Source organism: Actinomadura sp. WMMA1423, from assembly GCF_006547145.1.
Classification (GTDB): domain Bacteria; phylum Actinomycetota; class Actinomycetes; order Streptosporangiales; family Streptosporangiaceae; genus Spirillospora.
Genome location: NZ_CP041244.1, coordinates 1,244,875 through 1,269,783, shown reverse-complemented (window position 1 = coordinate 1,269,783; position 24,909 = coordinate 1,244,875). Strand labels below are relative to the sequence as shown.

At 70.8% G+C, this 24,909-nt stretch carries 22 protein-coding genes; 12 read left to right on the top strand and 10 right to left on the bottom strand.

What is annotated here, in order from left to right:
- Positions 1 to 121 precede the first annotated feature (121 nt).
- From FKD65_RS06195 to FKD65_RS06175, 5 genes are all read left to right on the top strand, one after another.
- Positions 122 to 1,270, top strand: coding sequence for an acyl-CoA dehydrogenase family protein (locus FKD65_RS06195; protein WP_141576568.1), 1,149 nt, complete (start codon positions 122 to 124; stop codon positions 1,268 to 1,270).
- On the top strand, positions 1,267 to 2,358 hold the full coding sequence (locus FKD65_RS06190) for an acyl-CoA dehydrogenase family protein (protein ID WP_141576567.1): 1,092 nt from the start codon (positions 1,267 to 1,269) through the stop codon (positions 2,356 to 2,358). Before FKD65_RS06195 ends, FKD65_RS06190 begins: the two co-directional genes overlap by 4 nt.
- Positions 2,345 to 3,601: a CaiB/BaiF CoA-transferase family protein gene (locus FKD65_RS06185; protein WP_141576566.1), complete on the top strand. Its 1,257-nt coding sequence runs from the start codon at positions 2,345 to 2,347 to the stop codon at positions 3,599 to 3,601. The genes FKD65_RS06190 and FKD65_RS06185 overlap by 14 nt, the downstream gene beginning before the upstream one ends.
- A complete protein-coding gene (locus tag FKD65_RS06180) occupies positions 3,598 to 4,380 on the top strand; it encodes an enoyl-CoA hydratase/isomerase family protein (RefSeq protein ID WP_205718562.1) in 783 nt (260 codons plus the stop codon). Before FKD65_RS06185 ends, FKD65_RS06180 begins: the two co-directional genes overlap by 4 nt.
- 95 nt (positions 4,381 to 4,475) lie before the next feature.
- The gene (locus FKD65_RS06175) at positions 4,476 to 5,159 is read left to right on the top strand and encodes a GntR family transcriptional regulator (RefSeq protein ID WP_205718561.1); all 684 of its coding nucleotides are present in this window, start codon (positions 4,476 to 4,478) and stop codon (positions 5,157 to 5,159) included.
- A gap of 77 nt (positions 5,160 to 5,236) precedes the next feature.
- Here the strand turns inward: FKD65_RS06175 and FKD65_RS06170 are convergent, their stop codons facing one another.
- The 3 genes from FKD65_RS06170 to FKD65_RS06160 all read right to left on the bottom strand — a co-directional run bounded on the left by FKD65_RS06170 (position 5,237) and on the right by FKD65_RS06160 (position 9,802).
- On the bottom strand, positions 5,237 to 6,181 hold the full coding sequence (locus FKD65_RS06170; protein ID WP_141576564.1) for an alpha/beta hydrolase: 945 nt from the start codon (positions 6,179 to 6,181) through the stop codon (positions 5,237 to 5,239).
- A 12-nt stretch (positions 6,182 to 6,193) separates the two neighbouring features.
- On the bottom strand, positions 6,194 to 6,601 hold the full coding sequence (locus FKD65_RS06165) for a VOC family protein (protein WP_141576563.1): 408 nt from the start codon (positions 6,599 to 6,601) through the stop codon (positions 6,194 to 6,196).
- A gap of 318 nt (positions 6,602 to 6,919) precedes the next feature.
- The gene (locus FKD65_RS06160; protein ID WP_141576562.1) at positions 6,920 to 9,802 is read right to left on the bottom strand and encodes a glycosyl hydrolase; all 2,883 of its coding nucleotides are present in this window, start codon (positions 9,800 to 9,802) and stop codon (positions 6,920 to 6,922) included.
- Between the two features lie 326 nt (positions 9,803 to 10,128).
- Between FKD65_RS06160 and FKD65_RS06155 the strand changes: the two genes are divergently transcribed.
- On the top strand, positions 10,129 to 10,899 hold the full coding sequence (locus tag FKD65_RS06155) for an SDR family NAD(P)-dependent oxidoreductase (RefSeq protein WP_141576561.1): 771 nt from the start codon (positions 10,129 to 10,131) through the stop codon (positions 10,897 to 10,899).
- Positions 10,900 to 10,927: 28 nt separating this feature from the next.
- On the opposite strand, the gene FKD65_RS06150 is transcribed toward FKD65_RS06155, so the two are convergent.
- On the bottom strand, positions 10,928 to 11,521 hold the full coding sequence (locus tag FKD65_RS06150; protein ID WP_141576560.1) for a TetR/AcrR family transcriptional regulator: 594 nt from the start codon (positions 11,519 to 11,521) through the stop codon (positions 10,928 to 10,930).
- A gap of 100 nt (positions 11,522 to 11,621) precedes the next feature.
- On the opposite strand from FKD65_RS06150, the gene FKD65_RS06145 reads away from it, so the two are divergent.
- The 3 genes from FKD65_RS06145 to FKD65_RS06135 are packed head-to-tail and all read left to right on the top strand — an operon-like array spanning position 11,622 to position 14,407.
- Positions 11,622 to 12,449, top strand: coding sequence for an SDR family oxidoreductase (locus FKD65_RS06145; RefSeq protein ID WP_141576559.1), 828 nt, complete (start codon positions 11,622 to 11,624; stop codon positions 12,447 to 12,449).
- A gap of 14 nt (positions 12,450 to 12,463) precedes the next feature.
- Entirely contained in the window at positions 12,464 to 13,627 is a 1,164-nt protein-coding gene (locus FKD65_RS06140) for an NADH:flavin oxidoreductase (RefSeq protein ID WP_141576558.1), read from the top strand.
- An 18-nt stretch (positions 13,628 to 13,645) separates the two neighbouring features.
- The gene (locus tag FKD65_RS06135; protein ID WP_141576557.1) at positions 13,646 to 14,407 is read left to right on the top strand and encodes an SDR family oxidoreductase; all 762 of its coding nucleotides are present in this window, start codon (positions 13,646 to 13,648) and stop codon (positions 14,405 to 14,407) included.
- 58 nt (positions 14,408 to 14,465) lie between these two features.
- Here the strand turns inward: FKD65_RS06135 and FKD65_RS06130 are convergent, their stop codons facing one another.
- The 6 genes from FKD65_RS06130 to FKD65_RS06105 form a co-directional block, all read right to left on the bottom strand.
- Entirely contained in the window at positions 14,466 to 14,846 is a 381-nt protein-coding gene (locus tag FKD65_RS06130; RefSeq protein ID WP_141576556.1) for a hypothetical protein, read from the bottom strand.
- 1 nt (position 14,847) lies between these two features.
- Positions 14,848 to 15,555: an ABC transporter ATP-binding protein gene (locus FKD65_RS06125; protein WP_141576555.1), complete on the bottom strand. Its 708-nt coding sequence runs from the start codon at positions 15,553 to 15,555 to the stop codon at positions 14,848 to 14,850.
- Positions 15,552 to 16,283 (bottom strand): ABC transporter ATP-binding protein, encoded by a 732-nt coding sequence (locus tag FKD65_RS06120; protein WP_141576554.1) that lies wholly within the window; start codon positions 16,281 to 16,283, stop codon positions 15,552 to 15,554. The genes FKD65_RS06125 and FKD65_RS06120 overlap by 4 nt, the downstream gene beginning before the upstream one ends.
- Complete coding sequence (locus tag FKD65_RS06115; RefSeq protein WP_141576553.1) at positions 16,270 to 18,516, bottom strand: ABC transporter permease; 2,247 nt, start codon at positions 18,514 to 18,516, stop codon at positions 16,270 to 16,272. The genes FKD65_RS06120 and FKD65_RS06115 overlap by 14 nt, the downstream gene beginning before the upstream one ends.
- Positions 18,517 to 18,518: 2 nt before the next feature.
- Entirely contained in the window at positions 18,519 to 19,901 is a 1,383-nt protein-coding gene (locus FKD65_RS06110; RefSeq protein WP_141576552.1) for an ABC transporter substrate-binding protein, read from the bottom strand.
- Positions 19,902 to 20,096: 195 nt separating this feature from the next.
- Positions 20,097 to 20,951, bottom strand: a complete 855-nt coding sequence (locus FKD65_RS06105) for an IclR family transcriptional regulator (RefSeq protein WP_141576551.1) — start codon at positions 20,949 to 20,951, stop codon at positions 20,097 to 20,099.
- 264 nt (positions 20,952 to 21,215) lie between these two features.
- Between FKD65_RS06105 and FKD65_RS06100 the strand changes: the two genes are divergently transcribed.
- From FKD65_RS06100 to FKD65_RS06090, 3 genes are all read left to right on the top strand, one after another.
- Positions 21,216 to 22,712 carry an FAD-dependent oxidoreductase gene (locus tag FKD65_RS06100; RefSeq protein ID WP_141576550.1) on the top strand — a complete coding sequence of 499 codons (1,497 nt, stop codon included), beginning with the start codon at positions 21,216 to 21,218 and terminating at the stop codon, positions 22,710 to 22,712.
- Between the two features lie 312 nt (positions 22,713 to 23,024).
- On the top strand, positions 23,025 to 23,921 hold the full coding sequence (locus FKD65_RS06095) for an SMP-30/gluconolactonase/LRE family protein (protein ID WP_141576549.1): 897 nt from the start codon (positions 23,025 to 23,027) through the stop codon (positions 23,919 to 23,921).
- A gap of 87 nt (positions 23,922 to 24,008) precedes the next feature.
- A complete protein-coding gene (locus FKD65_RS06090) occupies positions 24,009 to 24,890 on the top strand; it encodes an SDR family NAD(P)-dependent oxidoreductase (protein WP_141576548.1) in 882 nt (293 codons plus the stop codon).
- Positions 24,891 to 24,909 lie beyond the last annotated feature (19 nt).

Genomic DNA, 24,909 nt, shown 5'->3' with positions numbered 1-24,909 from the left:
GTGAGGGGCGGTGATCGGGGTCACCCATTGAATCGGCGCCGCCGATCACTTGTCAACAATCCTGTTTATCAAGATAGGATCCAATCCAACCCGCCCGTCGGACGTGAGGAAGAGCGGTCACGTGGCACTGAGGATCACAGCGGTCGACGAGCCGCCCGGGGCGCTGCACGAACTGAGACGCGAGGTCGCGGAGTTCCTGGAGCGGGAGATCGCCGCCGGCGGCTTCTCCCCTGAGGCCGATGCCTGGATGTCGGGCGTCGACCCCGCATTCAGCAGGCGGCTGGCCGACCGCGGCTGGGTGGGGATGACGGTTCCGGCGCGGTACGGAGGGCACGGACGCTCGGCGTTGGAGCGGTACGTGGTGACCGAGGAACTCCTGGTCGCGGGGGCACCGGTGGCGGCGCACTGGATCGCCGACCGCCAGATGGCGCCCGGGATCCTGCGCAACGGCAGCGAGGAGCAGAAACGCCGCTACCTGCCCGGGATCGCGCGCGCCGAGCAGTTCATGGCGATCGGGATGTCCGAGCCGGATGCCGGCTCGGACCTGGCTTCCGTCCGGACGCGGGCGGTCGAGGTCGGGGCGGGCTGGCGGCTCACGGGGAGCAAGGTCTGGACGAGCGTCGCGCACGTCGCCACGGCCATCGTCGTGCTCGCCCGGACCGACGACGGCGACGGTGACCGGCACGCCGGGCTGTCGCAGTTCATCGTGGACCTGCCGCATCCCGCGGTGACCGTCTCGCCGATCATCACGATCGACGGGGCGCACCACTTCAACGAGGTCGTCTTCGACGACGCGGTGGTACCAATGACCGCGCTGCTGGGGCGCCGCGGTGACGGCTGGCGCCAGGTCACCGCCGAACTGGGCAACGAGCGGTCGGGTCCGGAACGCGTGCTGAGCACGATGCCGCTGCTGCTGGCCTGGGCGCGCACCGGTGCCTTCGGTGACGACCCCGTCGCACGCGCCGATCTCGGCAGCCTCGTCTCCCGTCTGACCACGCTGAGGCAGTTGTCCCTCGGGGTGGCGGGGCGGCTCGCCGCGGGGGAGGACCCCGCGCTCGAAGCAGCCCTCGTCAAGGACCTGGGCACCGCGTTCGAGGGAGAGGTGGTTGAGGTCGTGCGACGGCATGCCGATCCGGCGTCCGGCACGGTGCCGGACGAACTCGCGGCCATGCTCGCAAAAGCGGTCCTGCACGTGCCCGCGTTCACGCTCCGCGGCGGCACCAGTGAAGTACTGCGGAGCATCGTGGCGAAGGGACTGGCGGGCCGATGACCGATCACCTGACCGACCTCGCCGAGGCCGTCCGCGGAGTCCTGGCGCCGCGGCGGGCCGCCGACGCCTCCGCACCGCCCGGCCTCGACACCGCCCTGTGGGCCGAACTCGAACGGCTGGGATTCATCTCCATCGCCGTCCCCGAACGCCTGGGCGGCGGGGGCGGCACGCTCCGCGAGGCCGCCGTGCTCGTCCGGGAGGCGGCCGGTGCGGGCGCCGCCGCCCCCGTCGCGGAGGCCGCGTTCATCGCCGCACCGCTGCTCGCGGCGGCCGGGGCGTCGCCACCGGACGGCCCGTTCACCGCCGCGCACGGCGAGGTCTGCGCCGAACCCGGGCCCGGCGGTGCGTGGCGTGTGGGCGGTTCGCTGCCCGGCGCCCCCTGGATGCGGCGCGCGGAGCATCTCGTCGCGCTCGCCGGCACGCCGGACGGCCTCGCCGCGGTGATCGTACCGCTCGCCCATCCGGCGGTGCGTCTCGTCGAGTGCCCCGATGTCGCGGGCGAGCAGCGCGCCGGCGCGGTACTTGACGGCGTCGAGACCAGCCAGGTGTTCCCGCTCCCCGAAGGGATGCGGTACCGCGACGTTGAACTGCTCGGCGCCGCCGCGCGGTCCGTTCAGCTGGCCGGTGCCGCCCGCGAGGTACTCGATACGACGCTGCGCCATGTGGGGGAGCGAGAGCAGTTCGGCCGTCCGCTGGCGAGGTTCCAGGCGGTGCAGCACCGGCTGGCGGCCCTGGCCGCCGATGTCGTGACGATGGAGGTCGCAGCAGACGCGGCCGTGCTGGCGCTCTCGCACTCGAGCCGGAACCGCCAGCTCATGGTGGCCGCAGCCAAGGCGGAGACGTCGGCGCTCGCCCGGTCGGTGGCGGCCGCCGGTCACCAGCTGCACGGCGCGATCGGCTTCACGATGGAGCACCGTCTGGGCGCGTTCACCCGGCGCCTGTGGGCCTGGCGGGACGAGTACGGCAACGAGCTGTACTGGCACCGCCGGCTCGCGGACCTGGTGGACGGGCACGGCGGTGACGTGTGGGCGCTCGTGGCCGGGAGCGGCCGCGTGCCGGAAGGAGCACGGGCACATGCCGATGACTGAACCGGCGGCCGGAAGACACGCCGCCTGGGCCGTCCCAGAGCAGGCGACCGGGGTCCTGCACGGGCTGCGCGTCCTCGATCTCAGCCGGGTCCTCGCGGGGCCGCACTGCGCCCAGATGCTGTCCGACCACGGAGCCAGCGTCATCAAGGTCGAGGGCCCGGCCGGTGACGAGACCCGCGGGTGGGGCCCGCCATTCCACCCCGACGGGACGAGCGCGTACTACCACGGGCTGAACCGCAACAAGCGCAACATCGAACTGGATCTGTCGACCGATGCTGGTCGCGAGGTGCTCACCCGGCTCCTCGCCGAGGCCGATGTCGTCGTGGAGAACTTCAAGACCGGCACCATGGCGCGCTGGGGCCTCGGCTACGAGGAAACCCTCGCCGAGCGCCATCCCCACCTGATCTACTGCCGGATCAGCGGGTTCGGTTCGGACGGCCCCATGGGCGGCCTGCCCGGCTATGACGCGGTGCTGCAGGCGTACGGCGGCCTCATGAGCGTCAACGGCTACCCCGACCGGGAACCGCTCAGAGTCGGGGTGCCGATCGTCGACCATGTCACGGCCAACCTGGCATTCGGCGGCATCCTGCTCGCTCTCCACGCGCGCCGCGACGACGGCCGCGGCCAGCTCGTCGACATCGCACTGCTCGATGCCGTCATATCGATCCTGCACCCGCACGCGGCGAGCTGGGCGGCCGACGGACGGGTGCCGCTGCGGACCGGCGGAGCCCATCCGATCGTGGCCCCGTACCAGGTGTTCACCACCCGCTCGGGCGACTTCTTCATCAGCGCGGCCAACGACCGCCAGTTCAGGTCGCTGACGGGCGTCCTCGGACGTCCGGAAATGGCCGACGATCCCCGGTTCGCGGACAACGCGGCGCGCATCACCCATCTGGACGAGCTCGTGCCGTTGCTGGCGGAGCTGATCGAGGCACGCGACGGTGGTGAACTGGCCCGGGAGCTCATCGCGGCAGGCGTCCCGGCGGGCCCGGTGAACGACGTCGGGGGTGCGCTCCGCACGGCACAGGTCGCTCACCGCGGCTTGTTCGTCGACGCCGGCGGCTACCGGGGCGTGGGCGTTCCCATCTCGCTCGGCCGTTCCCCGACACGGCGTCCCACCCCACCGGTGGCGCGGGGTGCGGACACGGAGTCGATCCTGTCCGGGCTCGGCTATGGCCGGACCGACATCGCAAGGCTCGTCAACGCGTCCCACCACGAGACAGAGGCCGGTGCCGCATCGTGATCATCACGTCCTTCGACCGGGGAATCGCCCGGATGACCCTGAGCAACCCGCGGCGCAAGAACGCCATCACGCTGGAGATGGCCGCCGCGATGGAGGAGTTCTGCGCCCGTGTCCGCGCAGACGAGACGATCGGCGCGGCGGTCATCGACGCCGAGGGCGGCTACTTCTGCAGCGGCGCCGACACCCGCGACCTGGCGGACTCGTCGGCCGACCCCGCCTCCCCGGAGGCGGTGGCCCGGACCTCGGCCGTCTACAACGCGTTCGTCGGCGTGGGGCGGCTGCCGGTGCCGTCGGTCTCCCTCGTCGCCGGCGGCGCTGTCGGTGCCGGGCTCAACCTCGCGCTGGCAACCGATCTCCTGATCGTCACGCCCGACGCGGTCCTGGACAGCGGCTTCCTCGCGCGCGGCATCCATCCCGGCGGCGGGCACCTCGCCCTCCTCGGGCGCGCGGTCGGCTACCAGCAGGCCGTCGCCCTCGGCGTGCTCGGCGCCGCGCTCACGGGGACCGAGGCCGTCCGGCGCGGGCTCGCTTGGGCGGCCGTCGAACCCGGTGAACTGCTCGGGACGGCGACAAGGCTTGTCGCCAAGGCCGCCGCCGACCCCGCGCTCGCACGCCGCATCAAGGACAGCGCCACGCTCGAACTCGGCCCTCCGGCCGTCCCGTGGAGCGCGGCCGTCGAGATCGAGCGCGGGGTGCAGATGTGGTCGCTCGGCCGCAAGGGGCACGACGGCTGGGCGCGGAAGCCGGCCGCCCCGGGGACCGGCGCTGACGGCGGTTGACGGGCGGGCCTCACGAGCCGCGCTCGCGCCGATCTTCTGCGTAGAGCTGATCCAGTAACGTGTCCACAGCAATGTCAGGGGTGGGGAGGGGCAGGGTGCCGGCCGAGAAGACCGCCGCCCGCGGGCGCACCAAGGCGGTCGAACGCGTGGTGGCAGAGCTCCGGCGGATGATCATGTCGGGCGAGCTGCTGCCCGGCCAGCAGATCCGCCAGGAGTACATGGCCGAGCGCCTGGGCGTGAGCCGTCTGCCCATCCGGGAGGCCCTGCGCCAGCTGACGGCCGACGGACTGATGAGCCACGTGCACAACGTCGGCTACACCGTCGCGCGGCTGAGCCAGGCGGAGTTCGACCAGATCTACCGGATGCGGCACCTGCTCGAGAACGAGGTCATCGCTGGCCTGCCCAAGCCCGACGAAGAGCGGTTGCAGCACATCATTGGCCTCAATGCCGAGGTCGCCGCCGCCGCCGAGCGGCTCGACCTGGTGGCGATGCGGCTCCGCAACCACGACTTCCACTTCGCGATCTTCCACCTCGACGACCGAAACTTGATCATCGACGAGATCGAGCGTCTGTGGAACTGGGCCGCCCCCTACCACGCCGTCTACCTCTTTTCTCCGGACAGCCGCCGCGCCGTGCTCGACGAGCATGAGGCGATGATCGAGGCCTTGCGCGATGGGGACAACGCTCGGCTGGCCCAACTCATGGACCAGCACCGGCACGGCTCCGAGACCCAACTCGGCCTGATACTGGGCTCTGGTCCGATAGCCCGCCCAAGCTGAACACCGTCCGATAGCCCGCCCAAGCTGAACACCGGACCGCCGGGCTCGGGCGATCGGTGGATGCCCGGTGGGGTCTCTCACCACGGCAAGGGATGCCGGAACTTGGCGTCCAGGAGGGCTCCGATCTCGGAAATCGCCAGGCGGGCACGGGCGAGATGGTCGACCTGCATGACGAAGCCGTGCGTCAGGCCCGGGTAGCGGGTCACCGTGGTCTGGACCCTCGCCTTGACGAGGCGCGCCGCGTACCTCTCGCCCCAGTCCCGCACCGGGTCGCACTCGGCCACGGCCACGATCGTCTGCGGAAGCCCGGACAGGTCTTCCGCCAGGATCGGCAGGACGTAAGGTGACGTGACACCGGCCCCTTCGCCCGCGAGTCCGCGGAGATAGCGGATGTCCTCCAGAGTCAGTCCCGGTCCTTCGGCGAACTCTGTCACCGACTCCGCCGCCATGTCGGCATCGACGCCTGGGTAGATCAGGACTTGGCAGAACAAGTCCGGCCCGCCGCTGTCGCGTGCTTTGAGAGCCACTCCGGCGGCGAGCGTACCGCCCGCACTGTCGCCCATGACGCAGATGCGCTCGTGGTCGATGCCCAGTTCGGCCGCATTGGCCGCTACCCACTCGGTGGCGGCATAGCAGTCCTCCAGTTGAGCGGGCACGGGGTGTTCGGGCGCGAGGCGGTAATCGACGGCGATCACTTTCGCCCCCGAGCTATGGGCGATGTTGATGGCCGTAGGACGGAACGAGTGGTTCGACCCCATCACCATGCCCCCGCCATGGAAATAGACCACCGCCGGCAACGATGGCCGCTCGCCCGGTGTGTAGACGTCCAGCCGCAGATCCCCGCCGGGACCGGGGATTTGGAGGGTGTCGGTGCCGGCCATCTCCGGCAGTCCCGTCGGATGCGGCAGGTCTTCGAGCCAGTCGCGGATGCTCTGGTAGCCGGCGTCTGCCATCCGCACGGGTTTCGTTTTTGCCCGAGCCTCCTGCAAAGCCCGCACATCCGGGTCGAGCCTGGGATCCATCGGCGCTCCGGCTCAGCTCGACGGTTCGATGATCTCGACCAGGTTGCCGCCGGGATCCTTCACGAACACGACCTTGACGCCGTGCTCCGTGATGGTCTGAAGGGGTCTCGCGATCGTGCCGCCGGCCTTCACCGCACGTTCCAATGTCCGGTCGATGTCGGCGACACGCATTCCCAGGATGACTCCGCCGGGCTCCGGAATGGGCCTGGCGAGGAACTTCAGTAGAACAAGCGTGCATCCCCGGTCGTCCGCCGCATGGGTGAGGATCTCTTCCAGCTCCCATTCTGTGCCCGCACTGGACTTGACCCGCCGGACCATCTTGAAATCGAAGACATCGGAGTAGAACGAGAGCAGCCGCTCGGGATCGTCGGTGACGACTTTGACGAAGGGCATCATGGCGGTCTCGGTCGTGGGCGTCATGTATGAGCAGCTCCTTGAAGTCCGATCCACCGGACGGCATTTCGGCGGGGTATTCCGGTCGTCCGCGCACCGGTCGGTTCTTTGCGACCGTAAGAGGTCGTCACGCACCGGTGGCACGCAGTAGTTCACTCAGTGGAACACCCCGCCGGGCCGTCCGGCTTTTGTCCACGCTGGCCGGTGCGGCCAACTACCGGGAGCTGGGGTCGGTGGCCTCTGACATGAGATTCCTCGGGGGTTTGGAGACCGTTGTGCATGGTCGGTCCGCCCGTTCCGAAGGAACACCTTCGGAACGGGCGGGCACGGTCGATTCGGACGAGGTCAGCGCGAGACCGGCACCTGCCGGTAGGGGGTGAGCCGGACCGGGCCGATCAGGCCGTACCGCTGGCGGGGCTGCTGTGCCTGTCCGGGGAAGCCGTCGGTCACCCTCAGGCGGTTGCGCAGCGGGGTGGCCACCTTGACCGTGATGGTGTTGGCGCCTTCGTGCACGTAGCCGGTGAGATCGAGCCGCCCGGTCACCTGGTCGGCCGGTGGCAGGGCTCGTCCGTTCACCGTCACCTCGAAGGTGTCGGTGACCTCGCCGAGGTCGAGGTAGGCGCCGTCCAGGCGGGCGAGTGTCACCGTGGTGCTGTAGGTGCCGACTCCCGACACGTCCTGCAACTCGGGGATGTCGCTCCATGGTGTGAGCCGGGCGAGGTCGAGCTGATGGCGAGTGGTTTCGCGCTTCCCGTCGGCGCCCCGGTGCCAGTCGTCGACCGACAGCGTCCAGGAGTTCAGCGTCCGCAGGGCGTCCGCCTCGGGTACGGTCACGCGGACCGTCCGACCGTTGTCCAGGCTCACGGTGTAGGGGCCCGCCTCTGACGCACGCAGAGCCAGGGCGCGGCCCTCGGTGACGATCTCACCGCCGGTTGTCGCGGTCGCGTGCCGGCCGCCGGGCTTCCCGAGCGCGATGATGGTGGAAGCGCCGGGAGCGAGGCTGACCGGCACTGTCGTGCGCGGGCCCTCGGTGCGGTATCGGCCGATCGCGGTGATCTTCCCGGTCCATGCGTCCAGCTCGTACGGGCCGCCCCTGCCTTCCAGGGACAGCTGCGTGGAGATCGCGGCCGAGGTCGGGTTGTACAGGTAGTAGAGGTCGCCGCCGGGGCGGGCCCGCCGGACGTTCAGCAACCCGGGCGCCGTCGGCTCGGCCGAGGCCCGTACCCCGAGGTCCGCCAGCGTGTCGGCCAGGTCGCCTTGGGCGGCGATGTGCCGGACGGACGGCTGGGCGAGCAGCGCCTTGACGGTCCGGCCGAGTTCGGCGTCCTGGGCAGTGGCCTCGTAGGCACCGGGCGTCCGGCTGGGCGGATCACCGACGATCACGATCGGCAGCCCTTGGCGGGCGTGCGCGAGAAGGAGACGGGCCGTTCCCACTGGAAGCGTCTGCTGCCTGCCGAGGACCAAGGCCCGGTAGGCCGGACCGCCCGGGGCCAGGCGGCGGTTCTCGACGCGGGTCCCGTCGAGCTGACCCGGGCCGGTGAAATCGTAGGTGAACCCGGAGGCGCCGGCGGGCTCGCGGACCTTCGTCCCGTAGCTCTGCCGGTAGACCGCCAGATCGACCCGGGGACTGCCCTGGCGCAGGACGTACTGTGTGCGCGCCGTCCAGTCGCTGATCTTCCGGGTGTCGTCCCAGGTGGGCTGCCGCGGCCCCCAGGCCTCGGAGAACCCGTTTCCGCCCTGCGTCGTGAACGGGGAGAAGCCGGGCCACTGCGCACCGAAGCCCTGCTCGGTGGGGAACCCGTGGTAGACGACCTGGTTGACGCCGTGCGCGAAGGCAGTGTTGAAATGCTTGAGCATCTCCGGCCACGTCTGCCCGTAGGCCTCGCCGTAGGTGGCGCAGCACTCGAGGGAGAACACCTCGCGCCCGGCGAGATGGACCGCACCCGACGATGTCCAGCGGCTCGGCTCGTCGTCGTAGCCCGCCCACATCCCGAGCGATTCGGTTTCGGGCACGTCGAGCGCCGCGTCGACGCTGGGCGTGTCGATCGTCGTCCCGTACGGCTGGGCGCGGAACCGCAGCCCGCGTGCGTGGGCCCAGGTCTGCAGGGGCTTGACGTGCTCGGCGATGTAGAGGTCGGTGAGCGTGCGGTAGTAGTCGTCGCGGACGCGGGCACCGCTGCCGTCGGTGAACTCGAAGTCGGGCGTGTCGTCGGGCGTCACCGCCGTGTACTGCCGGTGGATCTTGTCGATGAACAGGACGGGGAGGTTGTCGCGCAGCGAATAGCCGCGCAGGACGCGGAAGCGTGCCGGCAGGTCTGCGGTCCAGTGCTGGCCGGAGTCCAGTTCGAGGGAGTCCTCGAACAGGTTGCCGCCGTTGAGGAGGCGCCGCATTGCTGGGGTCAGGATGTGCTGGTCCCAGTAGTTCGTCGCGGCCTTCGCTCCCGCAGTGCTGAAGTGGTCCACGACGAAGGCGGGCCGGCCGGAAACGGCCTGGCCCGCGACGGACGCTTGGCCGGTACCGCGCCACCAGTAGGCGAGCAGCAGCCATTCGCCGTCGGCCGGGGCCGTCCATGACACCGACCCATTGCGTACCCGCCCGGTCAGGTCGATCAGGGAGCTCCGATCCAGCTTGACGGGTTTTGCCCCCGTGCAGGCGACCGCACAGCGGACCGCCTGCACGGCCACGAGGGTCTGCTTCTCGACCCCCGCGTGAGGTGCGGGCGCTGCCGGGACCGGACCGGTGTGGGAGGTGCCGCCCTCGACGACGGTGCTTCCATAGGCGATCTCCTGAGCCGCCCCCGGGGAGTCGGGGGTGAGTCCGGGCACGACGAGCGGCCACGATGGCCCGACGGTGAAGTCGATGTTCACGCCGTGCCGCCGACCCGCCTGGACGGCCTTCTCGAGCCGATCGGTGAGCGCGGAACTTCCCCAGCCGTACTCGCCGGGGTTCGAGCTGAACATGCAGGAGATCTCGGCGGCGGAGAATCCGCGGGAGGCGATCTGCCGCACCTCCGCCTCGATGGCCGCGGGCGTGATCTCCCCGCAGGGCCACCAGTAACGGATCTTCGGCCGGGCATCGGTGGGAGGGGAGGCGAAGCCGCGGGCGAACGACACCCCGAACGGCGCCGCCGAGGCCGCCGAGGCCGCGGTCGGGGCGGCTGAGAGGGCCGCGGTGCAGGCCAGTGCCATGACGCCGGCCTGGAGCCGGCGACGAGGGGTGGGACTCATGAAAGCTCCTGGCGAGATCGATGGAGGGGGTGGGAACGCCGGAGTAAAAGGACGCGATGGAGTATTAAAACGTTTTAATTGAACCCTATGTGGTGAAAGTACGGTGCGATTCGCAGGTACGTCAAGGCCAAGACCGAATATTGCTAGGTTTTCGGATTCGAGCTCGGTGTGAGCGAAGAATTCGCGTTCCGCTGAGTGGGAGGTGGGCTTTCCGGTCCGCTCGCACCGGCGGAACCGTGAGGGCGGCCCTCGGGCGCGGCCTGCTGCCGCCCCGGCGAGGACCAGATCATCGGGCGGCTCCTCTCGGAGCCCGGCGAGGAGGGCAGATGGAGCGTTACGCCGGCCGGCGCGTGCTGGTGACGGGAGCCGCGTCCGGGATCGGTCAGGCCGTGGTCCTGCGGATCCTCGCCGAGGGCGGTCGGGTGGTGGCCGCGGACGTCGCCAAGGAGGGCCTGGAGGAGACCGTCCAGCGGGCCGCGGCGGCGGGGAGCGGGGAGCGGCTGGTCGCCGAGGTGATCGACATCTCCGACGAGGCGGCCGTGAACGCGGGCGTGACCGCCGCGGTCGACGGGCTCGGCGGTCTGGACGTCCTGGTGAACGCCGCAGGGATGCTGCGCGGTGCGCACACCCATAAGTGCGGGCTGGATCTGTGGAACCGAGTGATCGGCGTCAACCTGACCGGCACCTTCCTGATGACCCGCGCCGCCCTGCCTGCGCTGCTGGGGTCCGGTAGGGGCGTGGTCGTGAACTTCAGTTCCACCGCGGCCCAGTTCGGCCATCCGTTCATGGCGGCCTACTCCGCGAGCAAGGGCGGCATCCTGTCGTTCACCCACTCCATCGCCCAGGAGTACTCCAGACAGGGGCTGCGGGCCGTCAGCATCATGCCCGGCGGGGTCAGCAGCGGCATCACGAACAACATCGCCTCCCTGGTGCCCGAGGACGTCGACTGGAATCTCTTCCTCAAGCTCAATCCGGCGATCAAGGAGGGGTTCGGGATGCCCGAGGACATCGCCGGCGTGGTCGCGATGGTGGCCTCGGACGACGGCGCTTTCATCACCGGTACGGAGATACGCGTCGATGGGGGCGCCCACCAGTGATGGCGGGCCCGCCCGCCGGCAGCGGGGTTCAGCGGGCGGGCGCGGTCAGCCCGGCGGTGAGGAAGGAGATGAGGGTCTCGGACGCGACCGGGGGGCGGCCGGCGGCGGCGCGGCCGTAGATCTCCAGGAGGAGGGTGAAGGCCAGGCGCCAGCGTTCGGAGATCTCCCGGGCCGGCAGTTCGGGCATGGCGCGGGCGAGCATGACCTCGAAGGGGGCCGCGCTGAACCAGGGGGAGGAGACCGGCAGCCGTCCTTGGGGGAGGGCGGTTCTGGCCAGCAGGTGGCAGAGCATCCGCCCCTTGTCGGTGCGGATCAGCTCCTCGAACGGCTCGACGATCGCCGCGACGAGGTCGGCGACCGGGAGCGGAGACTCCGCGCCGAGCCGTTCCGAGGCTTCGGCGATCGGCGCCAGGCGGTCGGCCCAGACCGGGACGAGTTCGCGCTCCAGGAGGGCGGTGATGAGCCCCTCGCGCGACCCGAAGTGGTAGTGCACCGCTCCGGGGTTCAGGCCGGCCTCGGCGTTGATCACGCGGAGGGAGACCTTGTCGGGGTCCCTGGCGGCGAAAAGCCGCTCGGCCGCGGTCAGCAGGCGGTCCCTGGTCGAAGCAATCTCCTCGGACATCTGGTCATTCCACCACACCTTGCGCAATCATCGTTCAATCAGTGATTGAATGTTGATTGAAACCGGCTTCAGGGAGCCGGCGGAGACAGGGAGGTGAACGATGGCGACCTTCGCAGTCACCGGTTCGGCATCGGGGATGGGCGCGGCCACCGCCGCCCGGCTGGCGGCCGCGGGGCACGCCGTGATCGGGGTGGACCTGCGCGATGCGCAGGTGATCGCCGATCTCGGCACCGCCGAAGGCCGGGCCGAGGCGGCCGCCGCGATCCTGCGGGCGTGCGGGGGCGCGCTGGACGGCGTCGCGGCGATCGCAGGCGTCGGCCCGGACATGCCCGACCCCGCCGCCGTGATGTCGATCGACTACTTCGGCCCGGTCGCGCTGCTGGAGTCGCTGCGGCCCGCGCTGGAGCGCTCGGGCGCGGGACGGGCCGTGGTGATCGGTTCCAACTCGGCGTCCACCGTCCCGCTGGTCGACGACGCTCTGGTGGAGCTCTCGCTCTCGGGCGATGAGGAGGCCGCCCGGGCTCGGGCGGTGGAGCAGCAGGCCGCCATGCCGGCGGAGATCACGCAGATCGTGCCGTCGATCACCGCCTATGCCTCGTCCAAGCTGGCGATCGCGCGCTGGGTGCGCCGCACCGCGGTCACCCCCGAGTGGGCGCGCAACGGCGTGACGCTGAACGCGATCGCCCCCGGCGCGGTGCTCACCCCGCTCATGCTCGGCTCGACCGGCAAGCCCGAGGACCTGGACGCCGACTCGTTCCCCACGCCGATGCCGCTGGGCGTCTTCGGCGAGCCGGAGGACATCGCCTTCTGGGTGGAGCAGTTCCTGAAGCCCGAGGCGCGCTACACCACCGGTTCCGTCCTGTACGTCGACGGCGGCACCGACGCGGCCATGCGCCCCGACGCCTACCCCACGCCCATGACCTTCTGATCCTTGGAGTGCACATGACCGCCCCGGACGTGTTCGCGCCCGCCAAGCTCGGCCCGGTCGAACTGCGCAACCGCATCATCAAGGCCGCCACCTTCGAAGGCATGACCAAGAACGCGCTGGTCGGCGACGAGCTCATCGAGTTCCACCGCCGCCACGCCGCCGGAGGCGTCGGCATGACGACGGTCGCCTACTGCGCCGTGGCCCCCGAAGGCCGCACCGAGCGAGACCAGATCTGGATGCGACCGGAGGCGCTGCCCGGCCTGCGCCGCCTCACCGACGCCGTGCACGCGGAGGGCGCCGCCGCCTCCGCGCAGATCGGGCACGCGGGGCCGGTCGCCAACGGCAAGTCCAACGGGCTGCCCGCGCTCGGCCCGTCCCGCGCCTTCAACCCGCAGGCGCTCCGGATGCTCCGCGCTGCGAGCAAGGCCGACATCGAGCGGATCACCAAGGCGCACGCCGACGCCGCACTGCTGGCGGTCGAGGCCGGCTTCGACGCCGTGGAGATCCACTTCGGCCACAACTACCTGTCCAGCTCGTTCCTCAGCCCGAAGATCAACAAGCGCAGGGACGAGTACGGCGGTTCGCTGGAGAACCGCGCCAAGGTCGTGCGCGGCATCGCCCGCGCCGTCCGCGACGCGGTCGGGGACCGCATCGCGATCCTGGCCAAGCTGAACATGGACGACGGCGTACCCGGCGGCTTCTGGCTGGACGAGAGCCTGCGGGTGGCGCAGTGGCTGGAGCAGGACGGCGGCCTGGACGCGCTGGAGCTGACCGCCGGCAGCTCCCTGCTCAACCCCATGTACCTGTTCCGGGGCGAGGCGCCGTTGCGGGAGTTCGCCGCCGCCATGCCCCAGCCAGTGAAGCTGGGCGTCCAGCTGGTGGGCGGGAAGTTCATCCGCAGCTACCCCTACCGGGAGGCCTACCTGCTGGAGAGCGCCCGCCAGTTCCGCGCGGCCGTGAAGATGCCGCTGGTCCTGCTGGGCGGCATCAGCCAGCGCGAGACCATGGACCTGGCGATGGCCGAGGGCTTCCAGTTCGTGGCGATGGCCCGCGCCCTGCTGCGCGAGCCCGACCTGCTCAACCGCATGCAGGCCGAGCCGGGGACCCGTTCACTGTGCATCCACTGCAACAAGTGCATGCCGACCATCTTCAGCGGCACCCACTGCGTGCTGGCCTGACTCCAGAGAGGAGAGACGATGACGAACGGACGCCTGTCCGGCCGGGTGGCCCTGATCAGCGGTGCGGCCTCCGGCATGGGCGCCGCTCACGCGCGGGCCTTCACCGCGGAGGGCGCGCGCGTCGTGCTGGGCGACATCGATGACGGCAAGGGCGCCCGGCTGGCCGCGGCATTGGGCGAGAGCGCGGCCTACGTACACCTGGACGTCACCAGCTCCGCGGACTGGACGGCGGCCGTGCAGGCGGCCATGGAACGGTTCGGCATGCTGAACGTGCTGGTGAACAATGCCGGCATCCTCGACGGAGGACCGCTGGGCGCCTACACCGAGCAGCAGTGGCGCCGGATCCTCGACGTCAACCTCACCGGTGCGTTCCTCGGCCTGTCCGCCGCACGCGACGCCCTGGTCGCCGGACGGCCCTCGTCGGTGATCAACGTGTCCTCTGCGGCCGGCATGCAGGGGGTTGCGGGGATGCACGGCTACACCGCCTCCAAGTACGGCCTGCGCGGGCTGACCAAGTCCGCCGCACTGGAGCTGGCCGAGCACGGGGTGCGGGTGAACTCGGTGCACCCGGGCGCCGTCATGACCCCGATGATCGCCGGGATGGCCGCCGAGCAGGGCGTGGCCGACATCGACCGCGCCCAGAGCACCCTCACCCGGCTGGCGCACCCCGAGGAGATCTCGACCCTCATGGTGTATCTGGCGAGTGAGGAGTCCAGCTTCTGCACCGGCGGGGAGTTCCTCGCGGACGGCGGTCTCACCGCCGGCTCCATCCACATGTGACGATCCGGCCGTGCCCGCCGCTCGCGACGATGAGCGGCGGGCACGGCCGGTTCGGCGATCACGAGCGCACGTCGGCCGCCTCCGTACGCTCGACCGGGCGCAGTGCCTCGGCGAGCTGGTCGGTGCGCGCCTGCCCCTCGACGAGCTGCCGGAGCAGCCAGAGGCGGAGCACCTGCGCGAGGGCCGCCGCGATGTAGAAGCCGACCCCCGCGATCGCGACCGTGGCGAAGGCCGTCGCGAGGACCTGGCTCGACGCGATGTCGCGCAGGTCGTCCTGTGAGAGCGAGGCGTTGTAGGCGACGAACGCGCCGACGACCCCGACGAGCATCAGCAGGACGCCGACGACGCGCAGCGGCCGGTCGGACCTCGCTGAGCCGGTCTTGAGCCGGTGCGCCGCGACGGCGTCGTGGAACTCGGCGCGGCGGGTCTCGGTGGTCATGTCATCCTCCCAGGTACGTGGTGGAGAGTTCTTCTTCGATCTCGGCCGGAGGACCGGTGCGGACGGCGCGCCCGTTCACCATCAGCACGGCCAGGTCCGCGAGCGGCAGGACGACGCGGGCGAACTGCTCGGCCAGCAGGATCGAGACGCCGTCCGCCGCGAGCCCCGCGACCACCTCGTACATCTCGGTGACCACGAGGGGGGCGAGCCCCATGGAGAGCTCGTCCAGCAGGAGCACGGCGGGATTCCTCCCGAGCGCCCGAGAGAGCGACAGCATTTGCTGCTCGCCGCCCGAGAGGGAACCCGCGAGCTGGTTCCGGCGCTCCCCTAGGCGGGGGAAGCGTGCGTAGGCCACCTCCTCCATGGCGTCGAGGGAGGTGTGCCGGCCCGCGGCGACCCAGAGGTTCTCGCGGACGGTCAGGTTGGCGAAGACGCCCCGTCCCTCCGGGATCGAGCACACGCCGAGCCCCGCGGCCTCCGCGGCCGTGATCCCGGTGACATCGCGCCCCGAGAAGTGCAGCGTGCCCGAGGCGGGGCGCAGGAGCCCACTGACGATCTTCATCGTGGTCGTCTTGCCGGCGCCGTTCGGTCCGAGGAGGGCGACCACCGCCCCTGCCGGCACGGCGAGATCGATGCCGTGCAAGACCTGGATGTCGCCGTACGCCGCGTGGACGCCGCGCAGTTCGACGACGGGGTCCGGGATCGTCATACGGCCGTCTCCGTTCCGATGTAGGCGGCGATGACCTCCGGCGACCGGCGCACCTCCGCGGCCGTCCCGGAGGCGATGAGCGTTCCGTGGTCGAGCACGTGGACGGTGGAGCAGAGGGACATCACGAGCGGCAGGTCGTGCTCCACCAGGCACACGGCGATGCCGTCGCCGGCGAGCCCGCGCAGCAGCTCGGCGAACCGCTCGCTCTCGTGCTCGGTCTGCCCCGACGCGGGCTCGTCGAGCAGCAGGAGCCTCGGCCGGGTCATCAGCGCCCGGGCCACCTCGACGACCCGCGCGCGGCCCGTCGGGATGCCGGCGACGTTCTCGTCGGCGATGTCGGCGAGTCCGGCGAGGTCCAGGATCCGGTCGGTCTCCGCCTCGACGTCGATCCGCTTGCGGGTGTTCGCCCGGATGATGTCCCCGGCGACCCGGACGTTGTCGCGGACGCTCAGCGACAGGAACAGCTCCAGCCGCTGGAACGTGCGCGCCATTCCCATCCGCGCGCGGCGGCCGGGCCCGAGGCGGGTGATGTCCTCGCCTTCGAACAGGACGCTCCCTGACGCCACCGACTGCATGCCCGTGATGCAGTTGAACATGGTCGTCTTGCCCGCCCCGTTGGGGCCGATGAGCCCTGTCACCTGGCCGGGCTCGATGGTGAGGCCGACGTCGCAGAGCGCGGTGTTCCCACCGAACCGGACGGTCACGCCCCGGGTCTCAAGCACTGGCATGGGGCACCCTCTTCTTGTCGCGCAGGGCGTTGATGCCGAGCTGCTCGTCCAGCCGGTCCGCGAGGCCGGACGGGTAGTCGGCGCCGATGCCGACCAGTTCCGGAACCTCGCTCCGCGCGGGTCCGCCGCCCGAGGCGGTCTGCGGCCGCAGCGCCGATCCAATCCGCGGCAGGGCCAGCCAGAGGACCGCGCTGAGGACGAGGAACGACGCCGTGCCGAGAACGCCGAACCAGGCCAGCGCGTAGAGCGCGCACTGCGCGGCGATACCGCCGTACCGAACCTCGGGCGCCTTCGCGAGCCGTCGATGGGCTGCGAAGACGTCGTGGAGGATGCCGCTGGGGTTGCGTGCGACCCCGATGCCGGCGAGTGCGGCGCTGACCGGCACGAGATGGGCGAGGAGCCCGAGCGTCCCGCCGAATTGCGGGTTCGCGGTCTCGGCGTCGCTCAGCAGCGTCACGAGTGCCGTCATCCCCGCGCCGACGACCAGCCCGCCGAGCAGCGCGCCGCTGACGTACCCGATGCCGCTGACGACGGCGAGCATCACCAGCGACAGGCTCAGCGTGAGGATGAAGTGCTCCTTCGTGACCGACCTGAGGGCCATGGCCATGAGGATCCCGCCGAGACCGGCGATCGCGGTCGAGGTGGCGAAGACCGACAGCTTCAGCCACAGCAGCCGCTGGCCGAGCATCGCGGAGGCCGCCGGGCTGTCCTTCATCGCGGCGAGGCGGCGGCCGTAGCCGCTGTTGCGCAGCGCCACCAGCCCGATGCCGAGAACCGCGAACGCGGCCGCGGAAACGAGGAGGAAGACGTCGTCGTCGGCCAGGTCGACCGGCCCGATGGCGAGTCGCGGGAACAGCAGGTTGCCGTTCGGGAAGATCGAGAACGTCCGGCCGAAGAGGGTGTGCTCCTCGATGTCGCGCAGGAGCATGGCGGAGACGAACACGCCGAAGGCCAGCGTCGCGAGTGCCAGGTAGAGACCGCGCAGCCGCAGCGCCGGAACGGCGACGATCGCCCCGGTCACGGCGGCCGCGGCGACCCCGGCGACCAGGCCGCCCATGCTCAGGCGCGTGTCGGCTCCCTCTCCCTGGACCCCCGCGTGGAACGCGACGATGGTGGCGATGGCGGCGAAGGCCAGTGGCGCGAGGTTCAGCTCTCCCGCGTAGCCGGTGAGCAGCGTCTGCGAGAGCGCGATGACCGCGAAGGCGATGCCGAGCTGCAGCAGCCCCACGGACGACGGGTCGATGATCTGGCGGAATGCCAGGACCGCCAGGACGAACACTCCGCCCCACAGCGCCGCACGGCGGACGGTCGGCACCTCGTAGCGCTCCCGCGAGCGGGTCGCGATGCCGCGGAGCCGGTCGTGCCTGAGCACGAGCAGGACCGCGAACAGGACGACCATGGCGAGTGATTGGCGCAGGTTGCTCACCCACGTCCAGTCGGTCGGCGCGTAGGCGACGAGGTAGCTGTTCATCAGTCCGAGCACCACCGCCCCGAGGAAGGTGAGCGGGATACTCCGCAGCCTGCCGAAGAGCGCCGCCGCGAACGCGTCGACGACCAGGAGGGTCAGCGCGTTCGCCTCCAGCGGGCCTCCGATGACCGGCGTGGTGAGGACGCCGGCCAGGACGGCGAGGGTGGACCCGAGCGCCCACGCGCGGGCCGACACCCGGTCGGGGGCGTGCCCGGCCAGGCTCAGCAGGTCGGGGTCGTCGACGGTCGCCCGCATGAGCACCCCGAGCCGCGACCGGACGAACAGCGCGCGCAGGCCCACGGCCAGGACGGCCGCGATGACCAGGCAGATCACCTCGTGGTAGCGGAGCACGACACCGAAAACGGTGACCGTGCGGTCGATCCCGAAGAACATCTCCGGAACCCGTGCCTCCTGCGGATCCCACAGCCACTGCGACAGGGCGACGAGGCCGAGCATCACGGCGACCGTCACCACGATCCGGGTGATCTGCTCGGTGTCGCGAAGCCCGCGCATGATGAGGGCGTGCTGCAGCAGGCCCATCGCGGGGCCGAGCACGCCCAGGACGACGACCAGGGCGAGCCACGCGGGAAGGCCCCACTGCACGTCGAGCTGGTAGTAGGTGAACGCGCCGATCATCGCCTGCGCGCCGTGCGCGAAGTTGAAGATCCCGGAGGTGTTGTACGTCAGGACCAGGCCCGACGCGGCGATGGCGTACACCGCGCCGAGCACCAGGCCCAGCGCGGTGTACGTGAGGAAAGCGGTCACGGCTACTTCTTGAGGAACCGGGTGGAGAGGCGGTCGTCGTTCAGCGTCACGCCGGAGAGCTTGGGATCGAGTTCGACGACCTTGCTCTTGTCACAGCCGAACTCACCCTGCTTCTCGGGGGACACCTGCTTCCACGTGCCGCCGTCGAGCCGGACCACCAGCGCGCAGTCGCTCGGCAGGTTGGCTCCCGGATCGCTGGGTGCGTGCAGGCCGCCACCGGTCCACTTGTGCACCTGGGAGAGGCCCTTGACCATGCAGTCGCGGGTGAGGGTGTCGCCGCATCCCTTCGCGGTGGTCGCCCAGAGCAGGAACGCGGACGTCGCGGACATGCCCAGCAGCGCCGGCTTGTTGCCGTCCGCCTTGACGAGGTCGAGGTACTGCTTCACCGCGGGAACCTGGGCGGCGTTCTCGAAGGGCTGGAAGTACAGGGAGGTGACGAGCCCGTCCGCCGCGTGGGACTTGCCGTTCCACCCCGAGGCGACCTCGCCGTACCACTGCGACTCGACCACCTTCGGCGGCTTGGCGCCGATCCTGCCGAGTGCCTCGAACAGCCCCATCTGGCTGGGGATGGGGCCGTTGCTGGTCCAGAGAGCTGAAGCGCCGCAGTCCTTGTACTTCTGGGCGAACGGCACGTAGTTGGCCTCGCCGTTCTGGCTCATCGAGATGCCGCAGTCCTTGACCTTGACGCCCAACTGCCCGAGGACCGCGGCGACCTTGGCGCTGGCGGCCTTGACCGGCGGCGAGTCGGAGAGCACCATCGTCGGGCTCTGCCCGAACTCGGGGACGAGCTTCAGCGTCTGGGCCAGGCCGGAGGCGTTGTAGCGGTCGGCGGGGAACGGCATCGGCTCGAACTTGTCGGGTCCCATGCCGGCGTTCGGCCCGACGGTGTAGGACGGCACGGAGGGCAGGTCGCAGCCGACCCGGATCGGCTCGGCGGCCTCGTCATAGGCGAACCCCTGCCCGACCAGCATGAAGTCGGACTTGCAGGCTTTCTGCATCACCGCGGCGGCGTTGGTCAGCGCGGCGTCGTACCGGGTTCCGGTGATCTTGCGCCCGAGGATGCCGCCCTGCGCGTTGCACCACTTGATCATCGCTTCGATGGCATCGCCGTTCTCCTCGCCGAGACCCGGCGCGGAGGTGAAGCCGCGGTCGTCGCCGTATCCGATGCGGATCTCGGCGCCGGTGACGCCCTGGTCGGTGGCGCCCTTGGCGGAGCCCGGCCCGCACGGAGTGGGAAGGTCGCCGAACGCCTTGGCCGAGGCGGCCGGGGTCGAGCCGTCAGCGCCGGTGACCGAGTCCCCCGATCGGCTCGATCCGCATGCGGTGGCGGCCAAGGCGAAGGCGAGGACGACTCCTCCGGCCTTCGTTGTCGTGCTGAGTTTCATGACGACGTGGTCTCCTTCGCTCCCGCGCTGCCCTGATCGGCATTGCGTGCAGGGAGACTTTGGGTGTGACGGCGAACACATGTACACGGTGCCTCCCGTTCATCGGGCACACCCCCGCCAAGTGGCGTGGCAGGCGAGGAGGCGTGGGGGGCGGCGGCAAAGGTCTCCCGCTGAGAGGGAGGAAGCGGAGGCCGATCAGAACCAGTCGGTCAAGCGGGGCCAGGTGGCCCAGGCGTCGAGCATTCCGGCGGGCCAGTCGCCGGAGGCGGCCGGACCGCCGCCGTTCCGCCCGGGCCTGGGCGCGCTGAGCCCGACCGCCCGCCAGATCCGCAGCGCGCTCTGCTGGACGGCGGGAGCCAGCCGGTTCAGGTCGAGCTGGCGGATCGGCCCGCACACCGACAGGGCCGCGACGGCCTTGCCGGGCCCGCGCACCGCGGCCGCGACGCACCCGACGCCCTGGACGGCCTCCTCGCGATCGAAGGCCGCGCCGCGCTCCCGCACCTGACGCAGTTCGCGAAGGAACCGGGTGCGATCGGTGATCGTGAAGCGGGTGCGCGCGCGCAGCCCGCCGTCGAGTACCTCCTGCACGGTCCTCTCGTCCGCGTAGGCGAGGATCGCCTTGCCCACGCCCGTGCAGTAGGCGGGCGCGCGCCCGCCGATCCGGGACGGCAGGTCCATGTGCGGGGGATCGCCGATCTTCTCCAGGTACACGATGTCCGTGCGGTCGAGCACGGCGAGGTGGACGACCTGCCGGGTGGTGGCGTGCAGCCGGCGCATCACGGGCAGCGCGGCGTCGTGCAGGGCGTCCTGCCGGAGGGCCAGGGAGCCCAGTTCCAGCATGCGGATGCCGAGCCGGTAGTCGTTGCCCTCCCGGGACAGCCAGCGGACCGCGACGAGCTGGTCCAGGATGCGGTGCGTGGAGGAGCGCGGCAGTCCGCTGCGCTGGACCACCTGGGCCAACGAGAGCCGGGTGGCCCCGTCGAACGTGTCGAGCACCCGCACGACCCGCTCGATCATCGAGACCGGAGTACCGTCCGAGCCTTTGGTCATGCGATTCCGTCCTGCTCAGCAAGATGTGATCTGAGCGACATGCGACCAGATCGGATGAGACGGGGGCTGGTGCGTCTCCCGCTCTACGGGAGGGATTCCACTCCCCGTCTGATCGAGCAAGGGCGGCGGCGGGCGAGGGCCCTCCTTCCCAACCAGTGGGAAGGTGGCCTCATCAGGCGGGCGAACCTCTCCCTACGCTGGCGGCCACCGGCGTTCCGGGGCGCGCAAGGGCGGACAGCCGGAAGCGTCCATGAGGGGATCCACATGACGAACGACCATGCCGAAGCTCCGTCACCCGACCTCCGGGCCGCAGCCGAACCGGTGGCCCTGGCCTCGGTGGAACGGTTCGACCACGAGACCGACGTCCTGGTCGTCGGGTTCGGGTGCGCCGGTGCGGCCACCGCCTACGAGGCCGCGGCCGCCGGCGCCCGTGTCCTGGTGCTGGAGCGGTTCTCCGGACCGGGCGGATCCACGGCCCAGTCCGGCGGAGAGATCTACCTGGGCGGCGGCACCCGCGTGCAGAGCGCGTGCGGGTTCGAAGACACTCCCGAGGACATGTACGCCTACCTGCACGCCGCACTCGGACCCCACCCCGACGAGGAGAAGCTGCGGCTGTACTGCGAGGGGAGTGTGGAGCACTTCGAGTGGTTCCGTGCCCGCGGGGTGCCTTTCGAGGAGTCCCTGTACGACGAGCCGGGCTGGATGGCTCCGACGAAGGACGGGCTGATGTGGCTGGGCGAGAACGCCTGGCCGTACACCACCTTCGCCCGTCCGGCTCCGCGAGGCCATCGTCCTCCCGTGGAGGGGTACGCGGGCGGCATGCTCATGGAGAGGCTCGCCGCCGCGGTGACCGGGGCGGGTGCGCGCGTCCACACCGACACTCGGGCATCCGCGCTCGTCGTCGACGGCTCGGGGCGTGTGGCGGGCGTGGTGGCGAGGCGCTTCGGTGCGGAGGTGCGTTACCGGGCCCGCAAAGGCGTGGTCCTCACCACCGGCGGCTTCGTCGACGACGAGGAGATGCTCGCCGAGCACGCACCGCTGCTATTGGGCCATGGCAAGGTCAGCGACGGCGGCGACGACGGCAGCGGGATCCGCATGGCCGGCGCGCTCGGAGCCGCGACCCGGCGCATGGCGGCCGTCGAGGCGGCGCTGATCGTCACACCCGAAGCGGCGTGCCGGGGACTGCTGGTCAACGCGCTCGGGCAGCGCTTCATCAACGAGGACGTCTACCCCGGCCTGTTCAGCCACGCCGCGCTCCACCAGCCTGCTCCCTGGTGGGTGATTCTCGACGAGGACAGCTTCGCCTCCCTCTCCACCCGGAACCCCGCAGGCCTGCCACCGGACCATGCCGCCGAGACCCTTGCCGAACTCGAGAGGGAACTCGGCATGCCGGACGGTGCACTAGAGAGCACGGTCACGATGTACAACCGCCATGCGTCTCTTGGGCAGGACCCCCTCTTCCATAAGAACCCCAAATGGCTGCGCGAACTGAAGGCCCCGTTCGCGGCGATCGATCCACGCGTCCTGGCGCGGATGGCGGAGAACCGCCGCGAGGCCACCGGGATCTCCGGTTTCACCCTCGGTGGGCTCCACACCACGGTGGACGGGGAGGTGCTGCATGTGACGGGCCGTCCGATTCCCGGCTTGTACGCGGCGGGACGGGCCGCGTCCGGTATCCACGGCGAGGGCTATGTCAGCGGTACGTCGATCGGGGACGGGACGTTCTTCGGCCGACGTGCCGGACGCGCCGCGGCCCGTTAGCGTCCAGGTCCCGGCGCACGGCACCAGATGCGCTCCCGGTCAGCGGGAGAACTTCTCGTCCAGGACGGGAGGAGTCCGAGGGCGGGGAAGTCTTCCGTGCGGAGCGCTTCCCTTTGGTGCGACCGCATGCCTATGCTGTCGCCTCAACATCGCTTCCCACGTGGAGACCCCTCCACATTCCGGCGCCGGGGACGCGCCGAGGAAACCGGTGTTCCTCGCGGGTCGAGGCCTGGCCGCCACCCGCCTTCTCTCTGTGACGTGCTCTCTCCATGAGATCCGACCAACCCACCAAACGGCATTGATTGAGGGTTCATGGAGACTTACACCGCCGAGCGCCTGGCGCAGGGGTTCAGTTGGACCGAGTGCCCGCGCTGGCACGAGGGCCGCTTCCACTTCTCCGACATGTACAACCGCCGCGTCGTGTCACTGACCGAGAACGGCGTGGGCGAGACCATCGCCGACCTTTCCGGCCGGGAGGCCCTGGACGGGGCGGAGATCGTCCCCGTCGGCACGGGCCATCTGCCGGACGGCCGCCTGCTCGTGAACTCCATGTTCGAGAAGGTCGTGCTGGTGGTCGAGAACGGCAGGGCGGAGGTCTACGCCGACCTGCGGGACCTGGCGGTCGGTCCGATCAACGACATGGTCGTCACGGCCTCCGGGCGCGCGTACGTGACGCAACTGGGCTTCGACCTGTGGAAGGGCGAGGAGCCCGCGCCGTCCCCGATCATCATCATCGAGCCGGGCGGCGCGGCCAGGGTCGCGGCGGGCACGGAGCACCTCATGGGCGCCAACGGCATCGCGGTGACCGCGGACGGCACCGGGCTCGTCACCGCCGAGGCGTTCGCCAACAAGGTCACCGCCTTCGACATCGCCGGTGATGGGGAGCTGTCGAACTACCGGCTCTTCGCAGAGCTCGACGAACTGCCCGACGGCATGTGCCTGGACGCCGACGGCGCCGCCTGGGTGGCCTTCCCGATCAGCGGCCGGGTGACCCGGTTCGCCGACGGCGGCGAGGTGCTCGGCCAGGTGTCCGTCCCCCAGGCCGAGGCCGGTTCCAGCACCGCGTGCGTACTCGGCGGCGACGACCGCCGAACCCTGTACGTGGCCTGCGGGTTCGAGGTCTACGACTTCGCCAAGTCCCGGGAGGGCGGCCAGGGGTCCATATGGCAGGCCCGCGTCGGCGTCTCCGGCGGCGAGTCCCGGCCCTGACCTTTCGGCGGCCCCGGAAACGGCGACCGGCCGACCGGGGCCGCGCCGCACCCCTCGACTCTTCCACCGATCCAAGAGGACTCTTCCATGCTCGACTTCACCGGCCGCGTCGTCATCGTGACGGGCGCCGCCCGCGGCATCGGCCGTGCCTACGCCCACCTGCTGGGGGCCCGCGGAGCCTCCGTCGTCGTCAACGACCTGGGCGGCGACACCGATGGCCGCGACCCCTCGGCCGAGCCCGCCGCCGCCGTGGCCGCCGAGATCGAGGCCGCCGGCGGGACCGCCGTGGCCAGCGCCGACTCCGTCGCCGATCCCAAGGGCGTGGAGGCCATCGTCGCCCTCGCCGTCGAGAGGTTCGGACGCGTCGACGCCGTCATCAACAACGCCGGCAACTACCGCCTCGGGACGTTCGAGGAGCTGGAGCCCGAGGTCTACCAGTCCTTCCTCGACGTGCACTACCTCGGCAGCCTCCTGCTGTCCCGGGCGGCCTGGCCGCACCTCGTGGCCTCTGGGAGCGGACGCGTCGTCAATACGGTGTCGGCCGCGCTGACCGGCCAGCCGGACATGGTGCACTACGGCGCGGCAAAGGGGGCCGTCTACGGCTTCACCCGCAACCTCGCGGTCGCCGGCGCTCCCCACGGCATCAAGGTCAACGCGGTCGCCCCCGGAGCCGGCACCCGGATGATGGACATCGCCGGCCCCGCCCTCCCGCCGGGCACCGTCGAGTTCATGCATGAGCAGATGCCCCCGGAGAAGGTGGCCCCGGTCGGCGCCTACCTGGCCCACCCGGACTGCTCGATCACCGGGGAGGTCCTCAGCGCGGCGGGCGGCTACGTCTCCCGCATGGTCATGGTCGGCACCCCCGGCATCCACGACCCGGAGCTCAGCCCCGAAACCGTCGCGGCGCGCATCGGCGAGATCACCGACCCGGCGAACGCCCAGCCCGCCGAGCTCGCCTTCCCGGCCTGACCGGCCGCCGGCATCCAGG